Origin of the sequence: Halomonas sp. 3F2F, from assembly GCF_014897805.1 — a bacterium.
Lineage (GTDB): Bacteria > Pseudomonadota > Gammaproteobacteria > Pseudomonadales > Halomonadaceae > Vreelandella.
The window spans coordinates 1-19,699 of sequence record NZ_JABUZE010000049.1 but is presented as its reverse complement, the minus strand read 5'-3'; the positions used below and the strand labels follow the sequence as shown (position 1 = coordinate 19,699).

Here is a 19,699-nt window from a genome sequence, read left to right as displayed (position 1 = left end):
AGGGAGGGGTTCACCTGTTAGGGCTGGTCGTAGTGCCCTCCAATGGCGAAAATATAAATGGATTTGTCGTCGAATCGGTATATGAGCCTGTCCTGCTGTGAGATGCGTCTTGACCACAAGCCTGATAGATTGTGTTTAAGCGGTTCAGGCTTTCCGATGCCTGTTGATGGGTCGTTAGAGCGAAGCATTTCTTTCAGCAATTTGCAGAGTGCTGTGTGCAGCTTTTTGTCTTTTTCTCGCATCTTTTCATAGGCTTCCCAAGTGCTACCCTCAAATACCAGTGATCTCATTCATCTGCTCATCAGTAGGTGTGTAGCCTTGGCCGCGGTCGTGAGTATCGAGGGAAGTCGCGATCTGTTGCATCAGATCGCGGTTCTGAAGAACATGCAGGGTTTCTTGTTCTCTTTCCCAGTCCTCAGCGCTCATAATCACGAAAGCCTCTCCGGCCCGACGCGTCACCTTGAGGGGTTCGTGCCTGCTAATAACCTGTTCGACAAGGCTTTTTAGACTGTCTCTGAATTTGTTTACACTAATGGTATCCATGACTTCACCTTTGTGTACGGAAACTCCGTACAACTATAGCGTGATAGCCTTAACAAGGCCAGTCACGGCGACGCCTACTCCATTGCGGCTTCGCCTTCTTTCGTAGCTGAGCAGCGTGAGGCCTTATTTGAACGGTGGTAAAAACATGAGAATAGTAGTGAACATCGACGTTCCGGAGCTTGCTCCGGCTATAGAGTTTTACACTAACGCTCTCGATTTGGAACTGAGCCGACTGATTGATGAGGATGTCGCGGAGCTTGCCGGTACTTCTTCAGTAATTTACCTTTTAGCGAAGTCTGCTGGATCTTCTTCCACCAGCACCATGCTAGAGAAGCGCCGTTATTCGAGGCATTGGACGCCGGTGCATATTGATTTTGTAGTAGAGGATCTTTTAGAGGCCACAGATCGGGCCGTAAAGGCAGGCGCAAGCCGGGAAAGCGAGTGTGTGGAATGGCGAGGCTCAAAGTGTATAACGTTCTCAGACCCATTCGGTCACGGCTTTTGTCTTCTTGAGTTTGCTGAGAAAACTTATAGCTAAGGTGCGGCCTAGCAATGCAATCTACGCGACAAGTGCGTGATCGCTGCGTTATATCAGCCCACGCTGAATGTCCGCCCTTGGCCGATAACCACGGCTTGGCCGATAACCACGGCTTGGCCTAAACCGTCGTTTGACTAACTCATAGGATAGCTACGAAAACGCGACGAGACTCGGAAGTGGCTCCTATCAGTCAACCCAAAAAATCTATAAACGCGGTTAACGGCAGAGTGGGGCAATTCTGGCCCGACAGAACTCAGGCGTTGCCGCCAAAAGTTTTACGCCAGTCGCGTGGGCTGACTTGATGATGCTGCCTAAAGTGTTGACGGAAAGACGTTGCCGTATGAAAGCCAACTCGTTCCGCAATCGCTTCCACTGACAAGGAGGTGGTTTCCAGTAGCTCGCGCCCACGCCGTAGCCGCTCGTTGACAAGCCACTCTACCACCGTCATTCCGGTCGCTTTTTGAAAGTGACGCGTGAAGGTGCGTCTGCTCATGGAGGTGCGAGCCGCTAGCTCATCGATGCGATGCGAACCGACTAGGTTTTCTCTCAAATAGTCCAATAAGCGATTGATATGGGCGTCTTGAGTGGAAATGGCAACGGGTTGCTCAATGAACTGCGCCTGCCCACCTTCGCGGTGCGGGGGAACCACCATAATACGGGCAATCTTGTTGGCAATCGTCGCGCCGTAATACTCGCGCACCAAGAATAAGCAGCAATCCAGGCCTGCCGCCGTGCCTGCGGACGTCACTAGACGATCCTCCTCCACATAAAGCGCATTGGTATCCAGCTTGACCTTGGGGAAGCGGCCACTAAAGTCCTGCTCGGCGACCCAGTGAGTTGACGCCCGCCTGCCGTCGAGCAGCCCAGCGTACGCCAGGGCATAAGTGCCGTAACAAAGCCCCACCACATGAGCGCCCCGTTCATGGCAGCGGACGAGCGCCTCTGCCAGCTCAGGCGGTGGCGGTTCATCCAGGTCATGCCAGCCAGGTACCACGGCTATATCCACGTTATCCAAGAGAGATAAGCCGCCATTGGGCTTTATTGTCATCACCTCATCGCTCTCTAGCGAATCTTCCCAAGCTGCGACGATGGTCAGGTCGAAGAGTGAGCGATCGGGGAAAGCCATGCCGAACACCGTGTAGGGCACCGAGAAATGAAAAGGCGTGATACGGGGATGGAGAATTAAACCTACACGGGGTAAGGACATGGGTAACTCCTAAGCTGTTCTCAACTTAACCGTACCATGGTGGCCCAAAACTTTCGAACACTGACTTCCAGGCCAATTTTTTTGTCGGTCGTCTCTCTCTACACTGCTTGCTACCAATCCAACAGCGTATTGAAGGAAGTCGTTAGATGCCTATCAAAACCTTATCCAGTTCTCTTGTCCTCGCCACAGGACTCATTGCCGGTAACGCCTTTGCGGATTCATACGCTCAGGGGGCGACGCAGCAGGTGCAGCAGATTCGCAATGCAACGGTGAAAATTACCTATGGGGATACCACCTTTTTGGTGGACCCGATGCTGGCCGAGCAGGGTGTTTATCCTGGCTTTGAAAATACCTACCGTAGCGAGTTGCGTAACCCGCTGGTGGGACTGCCCATGCCCGTTGAGGAGATAACCGACGGCGTCGACGCCATCATCGTTACTCACACACACCTCGATCACTGGGACGATGCTGCCCAGGAACTGCTGCCGAAGGACATGCCCCTGTTTGCACAGAATGCTGCTGATGCTGAGCTTATTCGCTCTCAGGGTTTCAGAGATGTGCGTATTTTGGACGGTGAGGCGGAATTTGGTGGAGTGACACTGCATAAAACGGGTGGCCAGCATGGCTCTGATACTCTCTACGCTGTGCCTGAATTGGCAGAAACCCTCGGTGACGTGATGGGCGTGGTCTTCGAAGCCCCTGAGCAAAAAACCACGTACCTGGTGGGCGACACCATCTGGCGTGACGAGGTTGAGCAGGCTTTGGCACGTTATAACCCGGAGGTGATTGTAGTGAATGCCGGCGCCGCAGAGGTCACTGGCTTTGAAAGTGACCCAATCATCATGGGTAAGCAAGATACGTTGCGTATGCATCAGGCAGCCCCTAATGCGGCGATCATCGCGGTGCATATGGACGCCGTGAACCATATGACGTTAAGCCGTGACGAGCTGTCCGATTACGTGCAAGAAGTTGGGATCCAGGATCACGTCTCTATCCCCGCTGATGGCGAAGTCATCTCCTTTTAATGCCATGGGTCGCCTTTGATGGCGGCCTGTTTCTGTGTATTAATGTCTTAACGCTGGCGCGCTGCCTTCATTCCCTAAGCACCCACACACCATGCAGCCCATCCCTTAAATGAAAAATTTCAACATCAAAGTATTAACCCCTGAAGATTGCGCGCTGTACAAGTCAGTCAGGCTGGAATCACTCAAGGATTCCCCTGACTCGTTTGGTGCTACTTATGAGCAAGAATCTGTATTGTCGGATTCTGATTGGCAAGCACGCTTAGATCTTAACGCGCGGGGGCTTGTGGCTTTTCCGTTGGTAGCAGAGCAGGGTGGCCGGGCGATGGGGCTTGCTTGGGGGGTGATACATGCGCCAGAGGTGGAAACCGCTCACATCTACCAAATGTGGGTTTCGCCTGCGGCAAGAGGGAAAGGCATCGCCAAGGCGCTGCTGGGTGAAATTAAAACCTGGGCGATAGATAAAGAGTGTGAGTGTCTCGCGCTTGACGTTACAACCAGCAATGAGGCAGCAGTTGGTTTGTATCGGTCGTCTGGATTTATGGCGACGGGGCAGCCGACGCCGCTTAGGAGTGATTCATTCCTTATGATGCAGCCTATGGAGATGGCGTTACGAAGCGTTGGCTAAGTAACCGCTCAATAATATTTCGGACGCAAACTTTGCGCCCGAAACAGGCTCGTTACTAAGCAGCTTCGTGGGTTCCTAGCTCACTACGGCGGCGCTATCGCCAACCTGCTGCTTAACTTTCTCTACGATATACGCGCCAATGGGAATGGCAGACGTCGCCGCAGGCGAGGGTGCGTTACACACGTTGACAGTACGCGACGTATTGACGAACAGGAAGTCGTCAACCAGCTTGCCATCGTTGGACACCGCCTGGGCACGTACGCCAGCCGGGTAAGGCTCAAGATCAGCCAGCGTTAAGCTTGGGCAGTACTTACGCACTTGCTGAAGGTAGCCTTTTTTATAGAGCGAGTTCTTAAACTCGGAAAGCCCTGGGCGTAGGTTGTCTTTAAGTACCTGACGGATGCCGCGGTGGCGCAGCATGGCGAGCGTGTCGGAAAACGAGATATCGGTCTTTCGATAGCCTTCACGTTTCCAGGCCAGCACCGCGTTGGGGCCGACCGTTACGCTGCCGTCAATCATACGTGTCAGGTGAACGCCAAGAAACGGCATCGAAGGGTCAGGAATCGGGTAGATCAGGTGATTAACGATTTGATTGTGCTGCGCGGGAAGGCGGAAGTACTCGCCGCGGAACGGGCAGATGGTGAAGTCTGGCTCGATACCCAGCATGCGTACCACGCGGTCTGCCATCAGGCCAGAGCAGGACACCATATAGCGGGTAGAGAAATCACCCTGGCTGGTGGATACCACTACCTCGTTGGTTCGCTCACTTAAGCCGGTCACTGACGTGGTGTAGCGGATCTCACCGCCAGCGGCTTCGAAGTCGCGGCCCATGGCGGCAGCCACTTCAGCGTAATTGACGATACCGCTGGAAGGAACAAAGATACCACCGACGCCGGTGATGTTAGGCTCACGTTCTTGCAGTTCTTCTGCCGTCAGCCAATACCGTTCCAAGCCATTAGCCTCTGTACGCTCCCATAGTGCTTTCATACGCTGGAGTTCTAGGTCATTTGTGGCGACCAGCAGCTTGCCGCATTCATCGTAGGCAATGCTATGTTCGTCACAAAACGCTTTGGTGGCGATGTTGCCCTCTAAACAAAAACGCGCCTTTAAGCTGCCGGGCGTGTAATAAACCCCTGCATGAATCACGCCACTGTTGTGGCCTGTTTGATGGCGGGCAGGGCCATCCTCTTTCTCAACCAGCAGCATCTTCTTGTCAGGATAGGCGCGGATCAGCTGCATGGCAGTCGACAGCCCAAGAATGCCGCCCCCGATAATAATGTAGTCGTACATAGGCGTCTCGGTAGCCAAGGGAAAATGGCCACCGTCATGGCGGTGGCCAGCTTATTCTAAATGATTATACCTGACGCGGCTGACGTAGTGTTTTGGCATGGGTGAAATAGCCACGCTGACGCATCAACTCACGACGCAGGTCAGGGTGCGGGGTGAAGCGATCGCGACCATGCAGCCAGAAGTGATTGTTAATCAGCAGGAAGCTGCCAGTAGCGACCGGAACCGATAGCTGATGTTGGCTACCTTCCAGCGAATCAGACAGATCAGCTAGCCAGTTGCCTTCTTCAAAGTTCTTCGGCTGAACGAACTGGTCAATGTAGGCCATGATCGGACGACCCTCGGTGTCCACATCGAACACGGGGTGGTAGATATCGCGATCAACATTCTTGCTGGGTGGCGCGGTCCAGCGCATGTCTCGACGCGCCAGTGGGTGAGAGTAGAAACTGTCTAACCCTTCCCAGTCATCGAGGTGCAACAGTAATGAGTTGCCGCCTTGCATGTTCTGTTCGTCAACTTTCATCATCAGCACGTAGTCAGTGTCCTGCTCCACGAACGTGCCGTCGTTATGCAGCTCCATCACGCGGTGCGGCTGACGTAGGTAGCTGTCTGAGTTATCGACGTTCTTCACCACAAACCGCGCATAGTACTGGCCGCTCATAGCGTCGTAGTTAGAGCGTCCCATCAGGTGAGACACTGCCGTGGCGAATATCACCATGTCGTCAGCCTGCTCAACCTGATCCAGCCCTTCTGGCGTCACCAGAAACGCTCCCGTATCCCGATCCACCATGGTATCGATCAACACCGGCTGCAAGGTGTTCTTACACAGGTCATCAAGAATCTTGGCCACTCGAAAACGCAGGAAAGACTTATATTCCAGTGCCTGAACCGGCCATTCCGACACGGCGTCAAGAAACGCTTTCACTGTTTCCTTAGGGAAGCTCAGCTGCAGTAAGCGGTCCGACTGCGGTGAGCGGCCAAGGGTGAAACCATGATGCTGCTGTGCGGGGATAGTGGCTGGAGCGTTCATTGGACGCCTCTCTTTAGCAAAAGGGTGAAAAAGAACCGACTGAATAAATAACCTACGCTTAAAAATATCTACATTTTTATATTTCGTCAACGTTTTATATTTATTTAGTTAAAAAGGCGGTGCGAGCTCGACCACCAGGGGAGCTCACATCGTCAAAACAGTGGGGATATCAGAGGGCGTTGCTAATGGGGTACTCCAGCCTACCGAGGCTTATGCTAACTTAGTCATTACCACGTCTAAGGTGCTGTCCTATGTCTATCGAAATTTGGTTTGCCTTTGCGCTTGCATCCGTGGCCTTGCTCGCTATTCCTGGGCCGACGATTTTGACGGTTGTCAGCTACTCCATCGCCCAAGGCCGACGCGCTAATATTCCGCTTGTCGCTGCGGTTGCATTAGGCGATTCCACGGCGCTGGCTTTTTCGCTACTTGGCTTGGGTGCTGTGTTGGCCGCCTCAGCTTTTTGGTTCATCGTTATCAAATGGATTGGCGGTTTATACCTGCTCTATATGGGTATAAAGCTGTTGCGTGCCGGGATATCGTCGGTTCAACCGGTAACACCTGCGGTATCAGAGTCGCGCTGGAAGCTGTTCACCAATACCTATTTGGTAACGGCACTGAACCCCAAGGGCATCATCTTCTTCGTCGCCTTTTTGCCGCAATTTGTTAGCCCTGGCGCTAATGCGGGGCAGCAGTTGTGGATTTTGGCTGTCACCTTTGTGGCGTTAGCGACACTCAATGCCACGCTTTACGCGGTGTTTGCCTCATCCGTACGCAAGATGCTTGCCTCACGCCGCGCCCAGCGCCGTTTCAATATTGTGGGCGGAACGCTACTGTCTTCGGCGGGTATTTGGGCACTGCTGGCTAAGCGGCCTGCGTAATAAGCGGCCTGCGTAATAAGCGACCTGCGTAATAGGCGGTTGGTGATTTTAGACTGTCAGGAAGCCGACGAATTAACCATGCCAGGGAGGCCGGTATTCACAATAAGTGGCGGCATCACGCGCCTGTCCATGGTGAAACCAGAGCTAGACGACTAATTTCTAATGACGGCAGCAATCATTATCTGCTAGCTTTTAGGCTAATTATATTTTGATAGCTGCAGGTTGTTGAATAAACGTAAGCGGAGTCGGTTACTGCGATCAGACACCTTGCTGGAAGTCCGTTTTCGATTGACAGCGGCGCGTAATAAAAGGGGCTGAGAAAGTCAGGGGGCCGGTCGCTAATAGCTGCGTAAACAACAGCACCATCAGCCTATAAAGTAGAGAATTCAAATGAATAAAAGCTGGCAAGCGAATAAATGAGCATCGCCGGAATACGCTCCAACCGTGGAGATTTTTATCAGACACTTGTTGCCTTCGATTGGGCATTGACCGTCTTAACCGATCCAGAGTTTCAATGGCTTGAGATAGATTCGACAACCTATCTCGTAGACGATGTCGTTGTCGGGAAGTCTGACGGTTCAGTGATCTGTTGCCAATGTAAAAAAAACCAACCTGATTTTAGGGCATGGTCAATAGCAGACCTTGGAGATGAGTTAGATAAGGCAGCTCATGAGATGGCTAGAAATAAGCTAGTTCAAGTCCGCTTCTATTCGCGCACTCCCTTTGGCTCCCTAGATAAGCTTCGCGAGTTCAGTATTCTCCATGCTAGTGAAGTCGATTTTGTTGCGAGTTTGACCAGAAACCATGCAAAAACAAATCGTGACTTAGCTACTCGCATAGCCGACAAAGCACCAAACCTTTCGACGCTTGAATTCCTAAACCGAACTATTTTCGAGACTAGCCAAGAGCTTGATCGTATGGAAAGTCTTCTAAGGGAACGCTTGCGTGGAATCGCCAGTAACTCAAATGCCGCCTTCGATGCTCTTATTGTACAACTCTATAGACTTTGCAGTCGCGTGAAGGATGGCAACCTATCGGCTTCAACTCAATATCGACTGACCAGAGACGACATCAAAGACATTCTTCATTGTTCGGGCGCAATGCTCGTTCCGAACATGGACATTTCAGAGGTAAGAAAATCGTTTGCTAGCACCTCGGCCATTGGCAGGCATTGGCATCGGGACATTGCTGGGCAACGCATGTTTAGCTCAGTTGTGGGAGAACTCCTAGAAGCTATCGATGCCAAGAAACGTGCTGTGTTGCTTACAGGGCTACCTGGTTCTGGCAAAACCTGTGTGATGTTAAGCCTGCAAGAAGCATTAGAACAGCGTATGCAAGTCCGATCCGACCTGGTACCACTCTTTATCCAATCACGCGAATTCGCCGACCTAGCAACGGCGCAGGATCGCCAAGCACAGGGCCTACCAGAGCAGTGGGTAGAACAAGCTTCCCGTTTAGCTGAAGACGCACATGTTGTCGTAGTTATCGACTCACTCGATGTCTTGTCCATCGCTCGCGAACACAGCATATTGACGTACTTTCTGGCACAAATTGATCAGTTGCTACTGATTCCCAATGTTACCGTTATCACAGCTTGCCGCGACTTCGACCGTAAATACGATCGACGCATCGCTGCTCGTCAATGGGACTGCGAATTGCAGTGCCTGTCGTTGGACTGGGAGTCTGAAATTGTACCGCTTCTTAACAAGCTTGAAATCGATTTGACGACTATTGATGCCGCCACCTGTGAACTGATCCGTAATCCTCGCGAACTTGCCCTGTTTGTCGAACTGGCGCAGCGTGAAGGCAGCTTCAACGTAGTGACCAGCCAAGCACTAGGGCAACGCTACCTCGATACCATCGTGAAGGCCGATCCCACGCTGGGGGACACAGCCATGCAAGCAATTGAAGACATTGCCGATGCAATGCTGAAGTCTCGCAGCCTGTCTATTTCAAATCAACGCTTCAGTGCTTCACAGGACATCCTGCGAAGACTACACAGTCTCGATGTCCTGCTCGATACCCATGATGGTAAATTGACGTTTGGGCATCAAACTCTACTAGATGTACTGGTGATTAGTGGCGCCCTGCGCCGGGGCGTCTCGCTTAATGAGTTCATCCAAGGCTTGCCTCCCGTTCCTTTCGTACGGCCGAGCATACGTAGCTTTGTTGCACAGTTGGCGATGGGAGAACGCCGCGAATTTAGGAAGCAAGTGCGGACAGTATTGACAGGCAACTCCGCCTTCCATATCCGTCGCCTGATTGCCGAATCATTTTCCCGACAGATACCTCAGGTCGATGACTGGCCGCTGATACGAGATTTACATGCCAACCATCGCGAAGTGTTTCAGGTGATTTACAACCAAGCAGCGTTGGTTGAGTGGCATCACTTTTGGCTTTCTTATCTGGTGCCCGCATTGAAGGAAATGCAAGATGCCGAGGGGCTGACAACACATGTTCATCGCATAGCGCAGTGGGCAAATGAAGATGCTGCTGGCGTATTGGCATTCTGGATGGATGTAATTGATTTAGATTGGCTGGACGGCAATAGAATTTCAGAGCAATTAGTTTTCTCTCTATCCGGTTTTCGGACAGAAAACTTACCACTTGCCGCCCCCTTGCTAGAACGACTACTCAGTGTGCCAAAAACAGACCATAGTTTGTTAGGGCGTACTGTTGCACGTAGTGTCACCGCTGGTGCTATTGATGACAAGGCTCTATGGAGCTACATCACTGGTGAGATCAGCGATGATGAAGTAATGAAATTTCATTTTGACAACAAGTTGCATTCCCAACCCCATGAGTTTGGTGGCAAGGGTGAAAACTTCCTGAAACAGCGGATGATGGAATCCACTGTTTTACTCGATTTAGCGCTGGGAACAATCGAACAATGGAGCCAAATCCGATCAACGCGTTATGGTGTCACCCGAATAGGTTATCGCAGTGGATTCCTGAATGACTGCTCTTATAGCGACACTCATACGCAAAACGATCATGAACACATAGATAGTGAACGGGTTTTATTAGATGCTGTCGAAGCAGCCATTCTATATCACGCCCAAAATCACTCTGACTGGTGGCAAGATAACCGAGAACGCTTGTGCTTTAACCATGAAGGGGCGTTAGTTTACTTTGCCACCCTCGCTTTCATCAGAAACCCTGAGTCAAATTTAGACTTGATTGGTCGCCTATTATGCGACAGAAATTTACTCGAATTCGAACTCTCCTATGAATTAGGCACGTTGATTCAGACTGCATTTATTTACCTAGATAGCCATACACAAGATTCAGCCATGGCAACAATACAGTCCCTGTGGGAGGGTGATTCGGTAACGGATGGCGAAACACGTTTATGGGTTCTGAAAAAACGAGCTGAATATATATCCACGATTCCCTGTCATCTGCGTTCATCAGAAACCCAAGCGGTACTAGATGCATTTGAAAAGATATATGGGACATTATATCGACAGCCATACATCGGCATGAGAGGCGGCATGGTCGCCGCCCCATTTTCATACGAGGTGTTCCTCAATGCCAGTGATGGTGGAATACTTCATTTGCTTGTGTACTACACTGGACATGTCCGAGATTCCGATGACTTTTTGGTCGGTGGTGAACGAGAGGTTGGTTGGCAGCTACGCGAGGCTTCATCTCGCCATCCATCGCGATTCTTGGGATTACTGACATCCCATTGGGCAAATATTTCATCAGGATTTTGCAACGACATCATGGACGGTATTGCCAGCTACTTGGGACATCGCTATGGCAATTTGCAAACGAACGCTACTTGGGTGCCAATTGATGAGCCTGATGCACCTACCTTAGCGAACCAAATCCTTGATGAACTGGAAAGGCATCCCGCTCACTGGCAATTTAATCGCTCCGCAGCCAAGGCTCTAGAGGCCTGTGCACATGTCATCCAGGACACACACGTTGCTAAGCGGATGGTGTTCTTGTCGATAGGCTTTGGAAATCCTAGAGAAGAAAGCACCATCCATGGGGATTCGGTCGATTTGCTCACCACTGGTATCAATATGATGACCGGGAATATTGCCGAAGCCTTGATGATTTTAGCCAACAACTTTCAAGAGCAGAACATTGAATTACCCGAGTTGTTACCACCAACACTATTTCGATTTGCCAGCATGGAACACCCCGCAATCCGCGCTCTAGTTTTACGACGCTTGCCGTACCTCCAAAGCCGGAACCCTCAATTAGGTTGGGATCTATTTGACCATGCCATGCAGGATCCCGTGGGTCTTTGGAAATCCGCAGAACGTTGTCTGTATTACGTCTATCGGGATCAGTTCGAGAAAGTTTCTCCCTTGCTTGAGCGCGCCCGCCGAGAGGGAAGCAAGGAAGACGTGGAAACTTGGGGTCGCATCTCAGCACTATCTGCCCTAACGGGTCATATCAAATTTGCCGACTTGCTAAGAGAATTGAACACGTTAAACATTACTGAAGCTTGGAAGGGAGCAGCAAGCGTTTGGACCCATACTGAAAATATCAAACAGCATCGAGAGCAATGTCTTACAGGTATCGAGGCGGGACTAAAAACAGAAAGTCGTCATGCAGCCGTGGTTGCTCGACATACCGAGAACATCTTTCGAGACAAAACACTACCTATCTCCATCCCGATAAGATTGATCGAGCTGTGCTTTACCGTGTTCGAAAGCGATAGCGAAAAAAAACATCACCGGCTATTTGGATTTGACGAATGGCTGAACGCTATATCACAGCGCGATCCCGATCTCGCCTTGACCTCAGCAGAAACGTACCTGGCCTATGTTAGTCGTGCCAAGCCTTATTTTTACGATCATAACAATCAATTTGTCCAGCTAGTGACCCGGCTTTTCGCCGAAGCCGAGGAACGGGAAGAATCCGATCACGGTGCGATGCTTAAACGCGTGGTATCAGTGCAAGACTTGCTATTGTCGCTGGGAGTTAATTCCATAAATGAATGGCTAAAGATGGCTGAGAGGCAATAACTAGGCCATCATGAAAACTTAGATCCGCTCTTTAGTCGATTGGCGTATAGCTAATAAGATAAACAAAAGACAGCCAAGTAAGCTCGTCAGGACTCCTACTCATGGCCTTTTACAGTATTTCATATTGATTGCTTTAGCATAAGCAGTCAATACATAACAATGCGCGCAACTCGGACTGCTACGCCGTCGATTCGCTTAGTCGTTATAACAGAGAAGACTTAATGGCAGCTTCTGGCCGCTTTCAGACCTTCGATCCATCTGGTGAAGTTCATGATGTGCGTTAAGCTGAAAACGTTACGTTTCAAAGCTAGGCGGGCATGACGTTTTATCATCTTCTGAGGCTGACCAGTCGGCTCTCGTTTTCAAGCTGTTTAGATTGCTAGGGGACAAGTGTGGTCGAATCATTACGCGAGTTGCTAACTGAGTTAGAGCAATTTGGCCAGGAAAACGATGCTGCCATTGCTGATCGTCCGCGTCGTATGTTGAATATCACTCGTGGTACGGGGGAGTTTCTTTCAGTACGGATTCAATTCATTGGGACTTCGGCGAGTTGAAGCAGAGATCGTCTCTGACTCGGCAATGTATGGGCGACTGGTAAGTGACCATCCAGCATCTCATAACCAGGCAATGCACGCGACAAGCGAGCGTTGCCTAAAAACGCACAGCCGAAGGCTGGGGGAATCAGGTCAAGGAAGTGAATATGCCCACGACTGCTGAGTAAGGTCATGAAATATCCAGATATTGGCCTGCACATACGTACCTATGATGATGAAGTGAAAAGTCACTCCCACGACCATCATCAACTGGTATTGCCCCTGGTCGGCACGCTGTTTCTGTCAGTAGATTCCATGGCGGGGGAGGTGGCACAGCACCGTGCGGCCATCATCCCTTCAGGCAGCGGCCATGGGTTTGCTGCAACAGAAGATAATCGGTTTTTGGTGGCCGATTTGCCTGTAGGGCTGGCTCCTGCGCTAGATAAGCTGCCTTGTTTCGTGGGGCTGGATTCGGCACTGCACCATTATGTCCAGTTCCTTCATGCTCAGGCTATGAGCGGGGCTGGGTCAAGCGTTACCCAGCATCACATGCTGCTATTACTGATACAGCTGCTGCAGGAGCGCCATGGAAGTCAATTGAAACTGGATCGCAGGGTTCACGCAGCGCAACAGTTTCTGGATGATCACTTCCACCAACCGATTTCCATGGCAGAGGTTGCTAACGTGGCCCATCTGAGTATTCGGCAGTTGAACGATCTTTTTCGCCATCAGGTGGGCGTGACGCCTCATCAATACCTCACAGAAGTGCGAATGAAAGAGGCGTTTCGGCTTCTGGAACAGTCAGGCCTCAGCGTTCAGCGGGTGGCTGATGCGGTAGGCTATTCGTCGTTATCGGCCTTCAGCGACCGCTTCAGACGTCACTTTGGCAAACCGCCTAGCCACTTCCGCCGTCTCTCGACATAATTCCGCTAGGATTCAAAAGATCCCCATCGATGCCATGGATACGCTCTCCCGCAACCGCTAACGCATGACAATTTCGGGGGAGAGTGACATGGCAACCGTGAATGCCGCTACTTGGATCGGATCCATTTCCGTTCTGCTTTGGGGGACTTTGGCTTTGCTGACCAAGCTATCCGGCGGAGATATTCCAGAATTCCAATTGATGGCCATGGCTTTCGGCATTGCGTTTCTGTTGATGGGTGGGCGTTGGGTCTTGGCTGGCCATACGGGCGTTCGGTATATACGCCAGTCGCCGTTTGCCTGGTGTATCGGTATCGTCGGGTTATTCGGTTATCACTTTGCATATTTCAAGGCGATGACGCTAGCACCGGCGGTGGAAGTCAGCCTGTTGGCTTACCTCTGGCCGCTACTGATCGTTCTGCTGTCTGCCCTGTTACCGGACGAGAGGATGCGAGCTCAGTCTATCGTTGGCGCCTTGGTGGCGCTGGTGGGTTGTTGGTTGTTGATCAGCCGAAATGCAGGCGGATTTGCTTGGGAGAGCCTGCCCGGTTATCTGGTAGCGCTGGCGTGTGCATTGATTTGGTCTTCTTACTCCGTGCTCAGCAGATTGGTGCGTTCAGTGCCAACCGATGCCGTCGGTTGGTTCTGCGGCGTGACGGCGCTGCTGGCTTTAGGGTGCCATATGCTGTGGGAAAAGACGGTGTGGCCGGATGGCTTGATGCAATGGGTAGGTGTGGTTGGGTTGGGCCTCGGGCCGGTTGGAATCGCATTTTTTACCTGGGACTATGGCGTCAAACACGGGAATATCCAGCTACTTGGCACCCTAGCCTACAGCGCGCCACTCATTTCGGTGGTGCTACTGATCTTGGCGGGATACGGCGAGGCCACGGTGGCCGTATTGAGTGCTAGCGTGCTCATCGTCATTGGTTCTTTGATCGCAGGTCGCGCGAAGCACCGGGGCGCGCAGCGCTAGAAATGATGGCAGACTGATAATGCTCGTTGAGCAAATAGGCGCAGCCATGGAACCTTCATCCGCAGTCACGCTGGCGTTGGCAGACGCATCGGCATTTGATGCGTTCAAGCAAGAGCTAAAAGCCTCGTTTAGCGTGAAAAACGGCTTTCGGGAAAAAAGTATCATCGAGCTGGAGCAAATCGGCATTCACCCGGAAGCAGCAGGTAGGGGGCTGGGTAAGCAGCTCATTGTGGAGTCGCTAGCACCGTTCAAGGCTCACGTGCGTCGCCAGGGCTGCGATGTGGGGGCGGTGATGGTGACCACCTCGGAAGGCAACTTCGCAGAGAAGCTGTATCAATCCACGCTAGGAGTCTCCCGCGCGGCCGTGATTAGCGGCTATGGGGCTGGAGATGAGGTGATCTTATATAACGCCAGCGTAGGCCCAGAGCGGGGCGGGTAGCAGGCAGTCTTCGTAAGAACCCTAGCTACGTTGTTGCGTCCGATACTCAGTAGGACTGACACCTGTCTCTGCGCGAAAACGGTTGCTGAAATGGCTGCTGGAGCCAAAACCGCAGCGTAGTGCGATCTCAGTCATATTAAGTAATGTCTCCGTCAGCAAGTATTGCGCCCGGATAAGACGACGGTGCAGCACATAGCGATGTGGTGGGTAACCAGTGGCTTGTTTGAACATGCGGGCGAAATGGTAGTCACTTAAGCCAGTGATACCCGCCATACATGCCAGCGTAAGGGGTTGGTTCAGGTGATGCTCAATGAACTCCACCACTCGTTTTAATTGCCACGCAGGTAGTCCACCGGTTGGGCGCAGAGTTGGCAATCGGCGCTGGCTATAGTGGCGTAGGGTGTGTATCAATGCCGTTTGGGTGGCGGAATCCAGCGCTAATTGATCCAGCGGGTCTTGCCAGTTGCTCTGGCCAAGGGTGGTGCAAAACAGCTGAGTGAGCAGCGCATCCTGGGCGAAGTCGATTTCGTCCAGTTGCACGCTTCGGCCATCTTTATCCCATACCTGTTCGATCAACTGACTCAGGTGAATGTCGCTGAAATAGAAATGCAGTAGTGAGATAGGCCCATGCACGTCCCAACTGGTGATTAGGTTGGCGGGCATTAAACACACGCTATTGCTGGTCTCGCTGGCAATGGTTTGTGATCCCTGCCTGCGTAGGGAGTTCTCCGCGCCGTTCAGATAAACGCTCAGAGTGTGGTGGTTTGAGTGAATTTTCTCAATACGGTCTTCTTGGTTACTCCAACGGGCCAGCGCCATGCCATTTTTTAGCTGGGTGCTACTCACTAGACGCGCCTGCGTCTGTTTCATTCTGGGATAGTGGCTCAAAGTGTCGGTGAACATGGGCGGCTCCTGGGAACTGCGTTAACAGTACTCAGGCTCAGCACGAAACTCAATTCAGCGAACCATTCAACCGCAAGAATAGACAAACTGGCGCAAACGCAGGCAAGCCAGCCAGCCGGGGTGAGCCGATACTATGGCTGACACTAACCACTCTGGGAATGGCAAGCCATGAATAGCCTTCTGTATATCTCAACAGTTCTTATCTGGGGTTCGACTTGGCTGGCTATCGCTTGGCAAGTGGGCGAGGTGGCGGTGCCGGTCTCGGTATTCTATCGTTTTCTCATCGCCGCGCTGGTGCTGTTGGCCGGGCTTACATTGTTGCGCCGACGCCAGGCTCTGCAAACCAGGGATCATCTTTTCTGCCTGTTGCAGGGGGGCTGTGTCTTTGGTTTGAATTTCTACTGCTTCTATACCGCTGCGGGTTATCTGCCCAGCGGCCTAATTGCCATCCTGTTTTCTATGTCGATACTGTTTAATGCGGCCAATGGCTACCTGTTCTTTCGCACACCGGTTCCGCGGGTATTTTACCTGGCTTTGGCCCTTGGTCTGCCGGGCATGGCGCTGATTTTCTGGCAGGATCTGGTCACAGTTGAGGCTACGTGGGAACTGCTGGGCGCCATTGGCTTGACGTTGCTGGGTACCTACGGGTTTTCGCTGGGTAACATGGTGTCGGTCAGGCACCAGCGATGCGGTCTGCAAATCAATACCACCAACGCCTTTGCCATGCTGTATGGAGGGATGCTGATGGGGGTGATTGCCTGGGCTCAGGGAGCCAGTTTCAGCCTGCCAGCGGAACCGAGATATCTAGGTGCCCTGGTTTATTTGGCGGTAATAGGATCGGTGGGAGGCTTTGGTGCCTACTTTATGCTGGTCGGCCGTATTGGTGCCGGTAAGGCGGCTTATGCGACGGTATTGTTTCCGTTGGTTGCGCTGGCGTTGTCAACGGTGTTCGAGGGTTACCAGTGGCATGCGAATGCACTTATAGGGTTAGCAATGATTGTGAGTGGCAACCTGCTGATGTTTAATGCCCATCGTTTGGTTTGGCGGTGGTTGGAGGCGCCGAGCCATACATGAGCGATGAGTCGATCAGGCCACCGCCATGTTCGAAGAATGCCTGAACCACCTCGGTACGCGCATCGAGCAGTTCAGGGTCGTTACCAACAGTATGAACAGCAGATGGGCGAGAAAGCTGATCCAGGCATTGGGTTTTGGGGCGGGCAGTGATATGACATCGCTCCAGTGCTGGGCCGTTAATGGCTCGGATTCACACCATCTGCAAAGGCTGCTTGCGCGTTGGCGGAGGATAGGCGGCATCGATCTGGGCCAGGTCATCGTCGTCGAGTCTGACGTTATCAGCATCAAAGTTCTGCTTGAGGTGATCCAGATTCACAGCCTTAGGAATTGCAATCACGCCGGGGTGGCGCAGTGCCCAGGCGAGGGCGACTTGCGCGGTGGTGGCGCTGTGTTTGTCGGCGATGCGTTGCAGGGCGGCATCATGCAGTAGCGCGCCGCCTTGCCCGATCGGGCAGTAGGCCATGAGCGGCATGTTTTGTTGTGCTTGCCATGGCAGCAGGTCGTGTTCAATCCCCCTTGCTTCGGGGTTGTAGAGCACTTGGTTGGTGGCGCAAGCTGGCGCGTCGAGCTCAGCTAAGTCGTCAATGTCGAAGTTCGATACACCCCAGCGTAGAATCTTGCCCTGCTCGCGCAGCCGCTCAAAAGCTTCCACTGTTTCGCTCAGCGGGTATTGGCCGCGCCAGTGCAGCAGGTATAGATCAATAGTGTCGGTGCCCAACCGCCGCAGGCTGCGCTCGCAGGCGGCTTGAACACCTTTGGTGCTGGCGTTGTGCGGGTAGACCTTGCTGACCAGATACACCTCATCGCGCCGGCCACGGATCGCTTGGCCAACGATCTCTTCAGCGCCGCCTTCGGCATACATCTCTGCGGTATCGATCAGCGTCATGCCCAGATCCAGCCCTTCGCGCAGCGCCCTGACCTCAGCCTGCCGCTGTTCGGCATTCTCGCCCATATGCCAGGTGCCCTGGCCGATACGGGGTACGCTTTCTCCGCCTAGCTCTATTGTCTGCATATCGCTATCTCCTACTGTATCTCCTGCTGTGGTACTGCTCTGACTATCCGCCGCCACCGCAGTTCATGAACCAAAACCATCACCTTGAGCAATCGAAAGCCTCCATCATGTGAAAAGCTCATCGGTGATCATGCAGGCGCTTATTTACGTCAGATTAATATCCAGCATAGCTTGGTCTAACCCGTGCTTGAAGAAGAGCAGGTGGTTAAGGTTCTTCGGCTCTGGAGTCATTACGAATAGTGAATAAACTGCCGCTGTTAGTGGGCAACTTGTCGTTAACTGGTGATCATCAGCGGTGATTGCCCCACTTGGGAAGTGATACTATAGTGCCACTATCAGTCTGACTCAGAGTGTGCCTATGAAAGTTGAGCTTGTTACCAACCTTAAACGCCAAGCCACAAAGATTCTGGCAGACCTGCATCTTTCTAAAGAGCCGGTACTGATCACTGAACATGGCAAGCCATCCGCATACCTTGTCGATGTACAAGATTACGAGTTTATGCAGCGCCGATTAGAGCTGCTTGAGGGGCTTTCGCGGGGAGAGCGCGCTGTACTTGAGGGAAGAACGTACAGCCAAAGTGAGGCCAGGGAGAAGATGAGTAAATGGCTGAAGTAATTTGGACAGAACCTGCCCTTCAAGAACTGGATGCCATCGCTGAGTACATTGCTCTGGATAATCCTGCTGCCGCAAGCCATCTGGTCAAAGACGTTTTCGATAAGACCGAGCGTTTGGAAAATTTCCCCCAATCCGGACGGATTCCTCCTGAGCTCCCCAATTCGGTATACAGGGAGATAGTGGTTCTACCATGTCGCATTTTTTATCGTGAGGATGAGAAACAGGTTCTGGTCCTTTATGTTATGCGAGAGGAGCGGCAGCTCCGTGCATACATGCTTGGGAATAGCTAAACAGGCGCGTTACTAGAATACCGTTGTCTTCGCTGCGTCAACGTCACCGGTGAGCTTTCGATCAATCTGGTGAAGCGCAGGATGTGCGTTAAGCTAAAAACGTTACGTTTCTAAGTTAGGTGGGCATGACGTTTTATCGCTTTCTGAGCCTGATCAAGCGGCTCTTGTTTTAAAACTGTGTAGATTGCTAAGGGGGTAAGTGTGGTCGAATCATTACGCGAGTTGCTAACTGAGCTAGAGCAATTTGGCCAGGAAAACGATGCTGCCATTGCTGATCGTCCACGTCGTATGTTGAATATCACTCGTGGTACGGGGGAGTTTCTTTCGGTACTTACCCAAGCCACGGACGCAAAACGAGTGCTGGAGATTGGTACCTCTAATGGCTATTCCACGTTGTGGTTTGCCCAGGCAGCTCAGAAGATTTCCGGGCACGTTACGACAGTAGAGCTTTCTGAATACAAGTTCGATCTGGCCGCCACGAATTTTGAGCGCTCGGGTCTTTCTGACTACATTACATCGCTTCAATGTGAGGCTGGCAAGTTGCTGGAAAGCGTGGAGGATTCTTCATTTGATCTGCTCTTTCTCGATTCTAACCGTTCTGAGTATGTGCAGTGGTGGCCAAATATTAAGCGGGTCTTAAAAGGAGGTGGTCTTTTGGTAGTGGATAACGCCACTTCCCATGCCGATGAAATGGCGGCTTTTGTAGAACTGGTGTCGGCAGACCCAGATTTTGCCACGTGCACTGTGCCAGTCGGCAATGGTCAATTTATGGCAACCCCCTCTGTCAGCCTAGTTGTCCGGTTGGCGATATCGCCTA

General features: G+C 52.0%; 20 protein-coding genes and 1 pseudogene. 14 read left to right on the top strand and 7 right to left on the bottom strand.

The window, feature by feature from the left end; genetic code table 11:
• Positions 1 to 17: 17 nt before the first annotated feature.
• Together INT21_RS05820 and INT21_RS05815 are read right to left on the bottom strand one after the other, a co-directional pair.
• Positions 18 to 242 (bottom strand): Txe/YoeB family addiction module toxin, encoded by a 225-nt coding sequence (locus INT21_RS05820; RefSeq protein WP_264299631.1) that lies wholly within the window; start codon positions 240 to 242, stop codon positions 18 to 20.
• A 28-nt stretch (positions 243 to 270) separates the two neighbouring features.
• A complete protein-coding gene (locus INT21_RS05815) occupies positions 271 to 543 on the bottom strand; it encodes a type II toxin-antitoxin system Phd/YefM family antitoxin (RefSeq protein WP_193084990.1) in 273 nt (90 codons plus the stop codon).
• 157 nt (positions 544 to 700) lie between these two features.
• Between INT21_RS05815 and INT21_RS05810 the strand changes: the two genes are divergently transcribed.
• On the top strand, positions 701 to 1,081 hold the full coding sequence (locus INT21_RS05810) for a VOC family protein (RefSeq protein ID WP_319022684.1): 381 nt from the start codon (positions 701 to 703) through the stop codon (positions 1,079 to 1,081).
• 253 nt (positions 1,082 to 1,334) lie between these two features.
• On the opposite strand, the gene INT21_RS05805 is transcribed toward INT21_RS05810, so the two are convergent.
• On the bottom strand, positions 1,335 to 2,288 hold the full coding sequence (locus tag INT21_RS05805) for a GlxA family transcriptional regulator (protein WP_193084989.1): 954 nt from the start codon (positions 2,286 to 2,288) through the stop codon (positions 1,335 to 1,337).
• A gap of 146 nt (positions 2,289 to 2,434) precedes the next feature.
• On the opposite strand from INT21_RS05805, the gene INT21_RS05800 reads away from it, so the two are divergent.
• Together INT21_RS05800 and INT21_RS05795 are read left to right on the top strand one after the other, a co-directional pair.
• Positions 2,435 to 3,313 carry an MBL fold metallo-hydrolase gene (locus tag INT21_RS05800; protein WP_193084988.1) on the top strand — a complete coding sequence of 293 codons (879 nt, stop codon included), beginning with the start codon at positions 2,435 to 2,437 and terminating at the stop codon, positions 3,311 to 3,313.
• A gap of 109 nt (positions 3,314 to 3,422) precedes the next feature.
• Positions 3,423 to 3,938, top strand: coding sequence for a GNAT family N-acetyltransferase (locus INT21_RS05795; protein WP_193084987.1), 516 nt, complete (start codon positions 3,423 to 3,425; stop codon positions 3,936 to 3,938).
• Positions 3,939 to 4,013: 75 nt separating this feature from the next.
• On the opposite strand, the gene lhgO is transcribed toward INT21_RS05795, so the two are convergent.
• Both lhgO and glaH read right to left on the bottom strand, forming a co-directional pair.
• Positions 4,014 to 5,228, bottom strand: coding sequence for an L-2-hydroxyglutarate oxidase (gene lhgO, locus INT21_RS05790; protein ID WP_193084986.1), 1,215 nt, complete (start codon positions 5,226 to 5,228; stop codon positions 4,014 to 4,016).
• A gap of 64 nt (positions 5,229 to 5,292) precedes the next feature.
• Positions 5,293 to 6,255 (bottom strand): glutarate dioxygenase GlaH, encoded by a 963-nt coding sequence (gene glaH, locus INT21_RS05785; RefSeq protein ID WP_193084985.1) that lies wholly within the window; start codon positions 6,253 to 6,255, stop codon positions 5,293 to 5,295.
• A 251-nt stretch (positions 6,256 to 6,506) separates the two neighbouring features.
• On the opposite strand from glaH, the gene INT21_RS05780 reads away from it, so the two are divergent.
• The 6 genes from INT21_RS05780 (at position 6,507) to INT21_RS05755 (ending at position 14,987) form a co-directional block, all read left to right on the top strand.
• Positions 6,507 to 7,133: a LysE family translocator gene (locus INT21_RS05780; RefSeq protein WP_193084984.1), complete on the top strand. Its 627-nt coding sequence runs from the start codon at positions 6,507 to 6,509 to the stop codon at positions 7,131 to 7,133.
• Between the two features lie 416 nt (positions 7,134 to 7,549).
• Positions 7,550 to 12,121 (top strand): ATP-binding protein, encoded by a 4,572-nt coding sequence (locus INT21_RS05775; RefSeq protein ID WP_193084983.1) that lies wholly within the window; start codon positions 7,550 to 7,552, stop codon positions 12,119 to 12,121.
• A 392-nt stretch (positions 12,122 to 12,513) separates the two neighbouring features.
• Positions 12,514 to 12,675 carry a hypothetical protein gene (locus INT21_RS20325; RefSeq protein ID WP_226930599.1) on the top strand — a complete coding sequence of 54 codons (162 nt, stop codon included), beginning with the start codon at positions 12,514 to 12,516 and terminating at the stop codon, positions 12,673 to 12,675.
• 171 nt (positions 12,676 to 12,846) lie between these two features.
• On the top strand, positions 12,847 to 13,578 hold the full coding sequence (locus INT21_RS05765) for an AraC family transcriptional regulator (protein WP_193084981.1): 732 nt from the start codon (positions 12,847 to 12,849) through the stop codon (positions 13,576 to 13,578).
• 88 nt (positions 13,579 to 13,666) lie between these two features.
• Positions 13,667 to 14,548 (top strand): aromatic amino acid exporter YddG, encoded by an 882-nt coding sequence (gene yddG, locus INT21_RS05760; protein WP_226930598.1) that lies wholly within the window; start codon positions 13,667 to 13,669, stop codon positions 14,546 to 14,548.
• A 46-nt stretch (positions 14,549 to 14,594) separates the two neighbouring features.
• Positions 14,595 to 14,987, top strand: coding sequence for a GNAT family N-acetyltransferase (locus tag INT21_RS05755; protein WP_193084979.1), 393 nt, complete (start codon positions 14,595 to 14,597; stop codon positions 14,985 to 14,987).
• Positions 14,988 to 15,008: 21 nt separating this feature from the next.
• Here the strand turns inward: INT21_RS05755 and INT21_RS05750 are convergent, their stop codons facing one another.
• The gene (locus tag INT21_RS05750; protein WP_193084978.1) at positions 15,009 to 15,890 is read right to left on the bottom strand and encodes a helix-turn-helix domain-containing protein; all 882 of its coding nucleotides are present in this window, start codon (positions 15,888 to 15,890) and stop codon (positions 15,009 to 15,011) included.
• Between the two features lie 168 nt (positions 15,891 to 16,058).
• Between INT21_RS05750 and INT21_RS05745 the strand changes: the two genes are divergently transcribed.
• A complete protein-coding gene (locus tag INT21_RS05745; RefSeq protein WP_193084977.1) occupies positions 16,059 to 16,964 on the top strand; it encodes a DMT family transporter in 906 nt (301 codons plus the stop codon).
• A 190-nt stretch (positions 16,965 to 17,154) separates the two neighbouring features.
• Here the strand turns inward: INT21_RS05745 and INT21_RS05740 are convergent, their stop codons facing one another.
• On the bottom strand, positions 17,155 to 17,976 hold the full coding sequence (locus tag INT21_RS05740; protein ID WP_193084976.1) for an aldo/keto reductase: 822 nt from the start codon (positions 17,974 to 17,976) through the stop codon (positions 17,155 to 17,157).
• 93 nt (positions 17,977 to 18,069) lie between these two features.
• Between INT21_RS05740 and INT21_RS05735 the strand changes: the two are divergent.
• The 4 genes and pseudogenes from INT21_RS05735 to INT21_RS05720 form a co-directional block, all read left to right on the top strand.
• Positions 18,070 to 18,156, top strand: a pseudogene (locus INT21_RS05735) (Txe/YoeB family addiction module toxin); the annotation flags it as partial.
• Positions 18,157 to 18,334: 178 nt separating this feature from the next.
• Positions 18,335 to 18,592: a type II toxin-antitoxin system Phd/YefM family antitoxin gene (locus tag INT21_RS05730; protein ID WP_095603088.1), complete on the top strand. Its 258-nt coding sequence runs from the start codon at positions 18,335 to 18,337 to the stop codon at positions 18,590 to 18,592.
• Positions 18,580 to 18,882 carry a type II toxin-antitoxin system RelE/ParE family toxin gene (locus tag INT21_RS05725; RefSeq protein WP_193084975.1) on the top strand — a complete coding sequence of 101 codons (303 nt, stop codon included), beginning with the start codon at positions 18,580 to 18,582 and terminating at the stop codon, positions 18,880 to 18,882. Before INT21_RS05730 ends, INT21_RS05725 begins: the two co-directional genes overlap by 13 nt.
• Before the next feature lie 201 nt (positions 18,883 to 19,083).
• A partial coding sequence (locus INT21_RS05720; RefSeq protein WP_193084974.1) for an O-methyltransferase occupies positions 19,084 to 19,699 on the top strand: 616 nt, incomplete at its 3' end.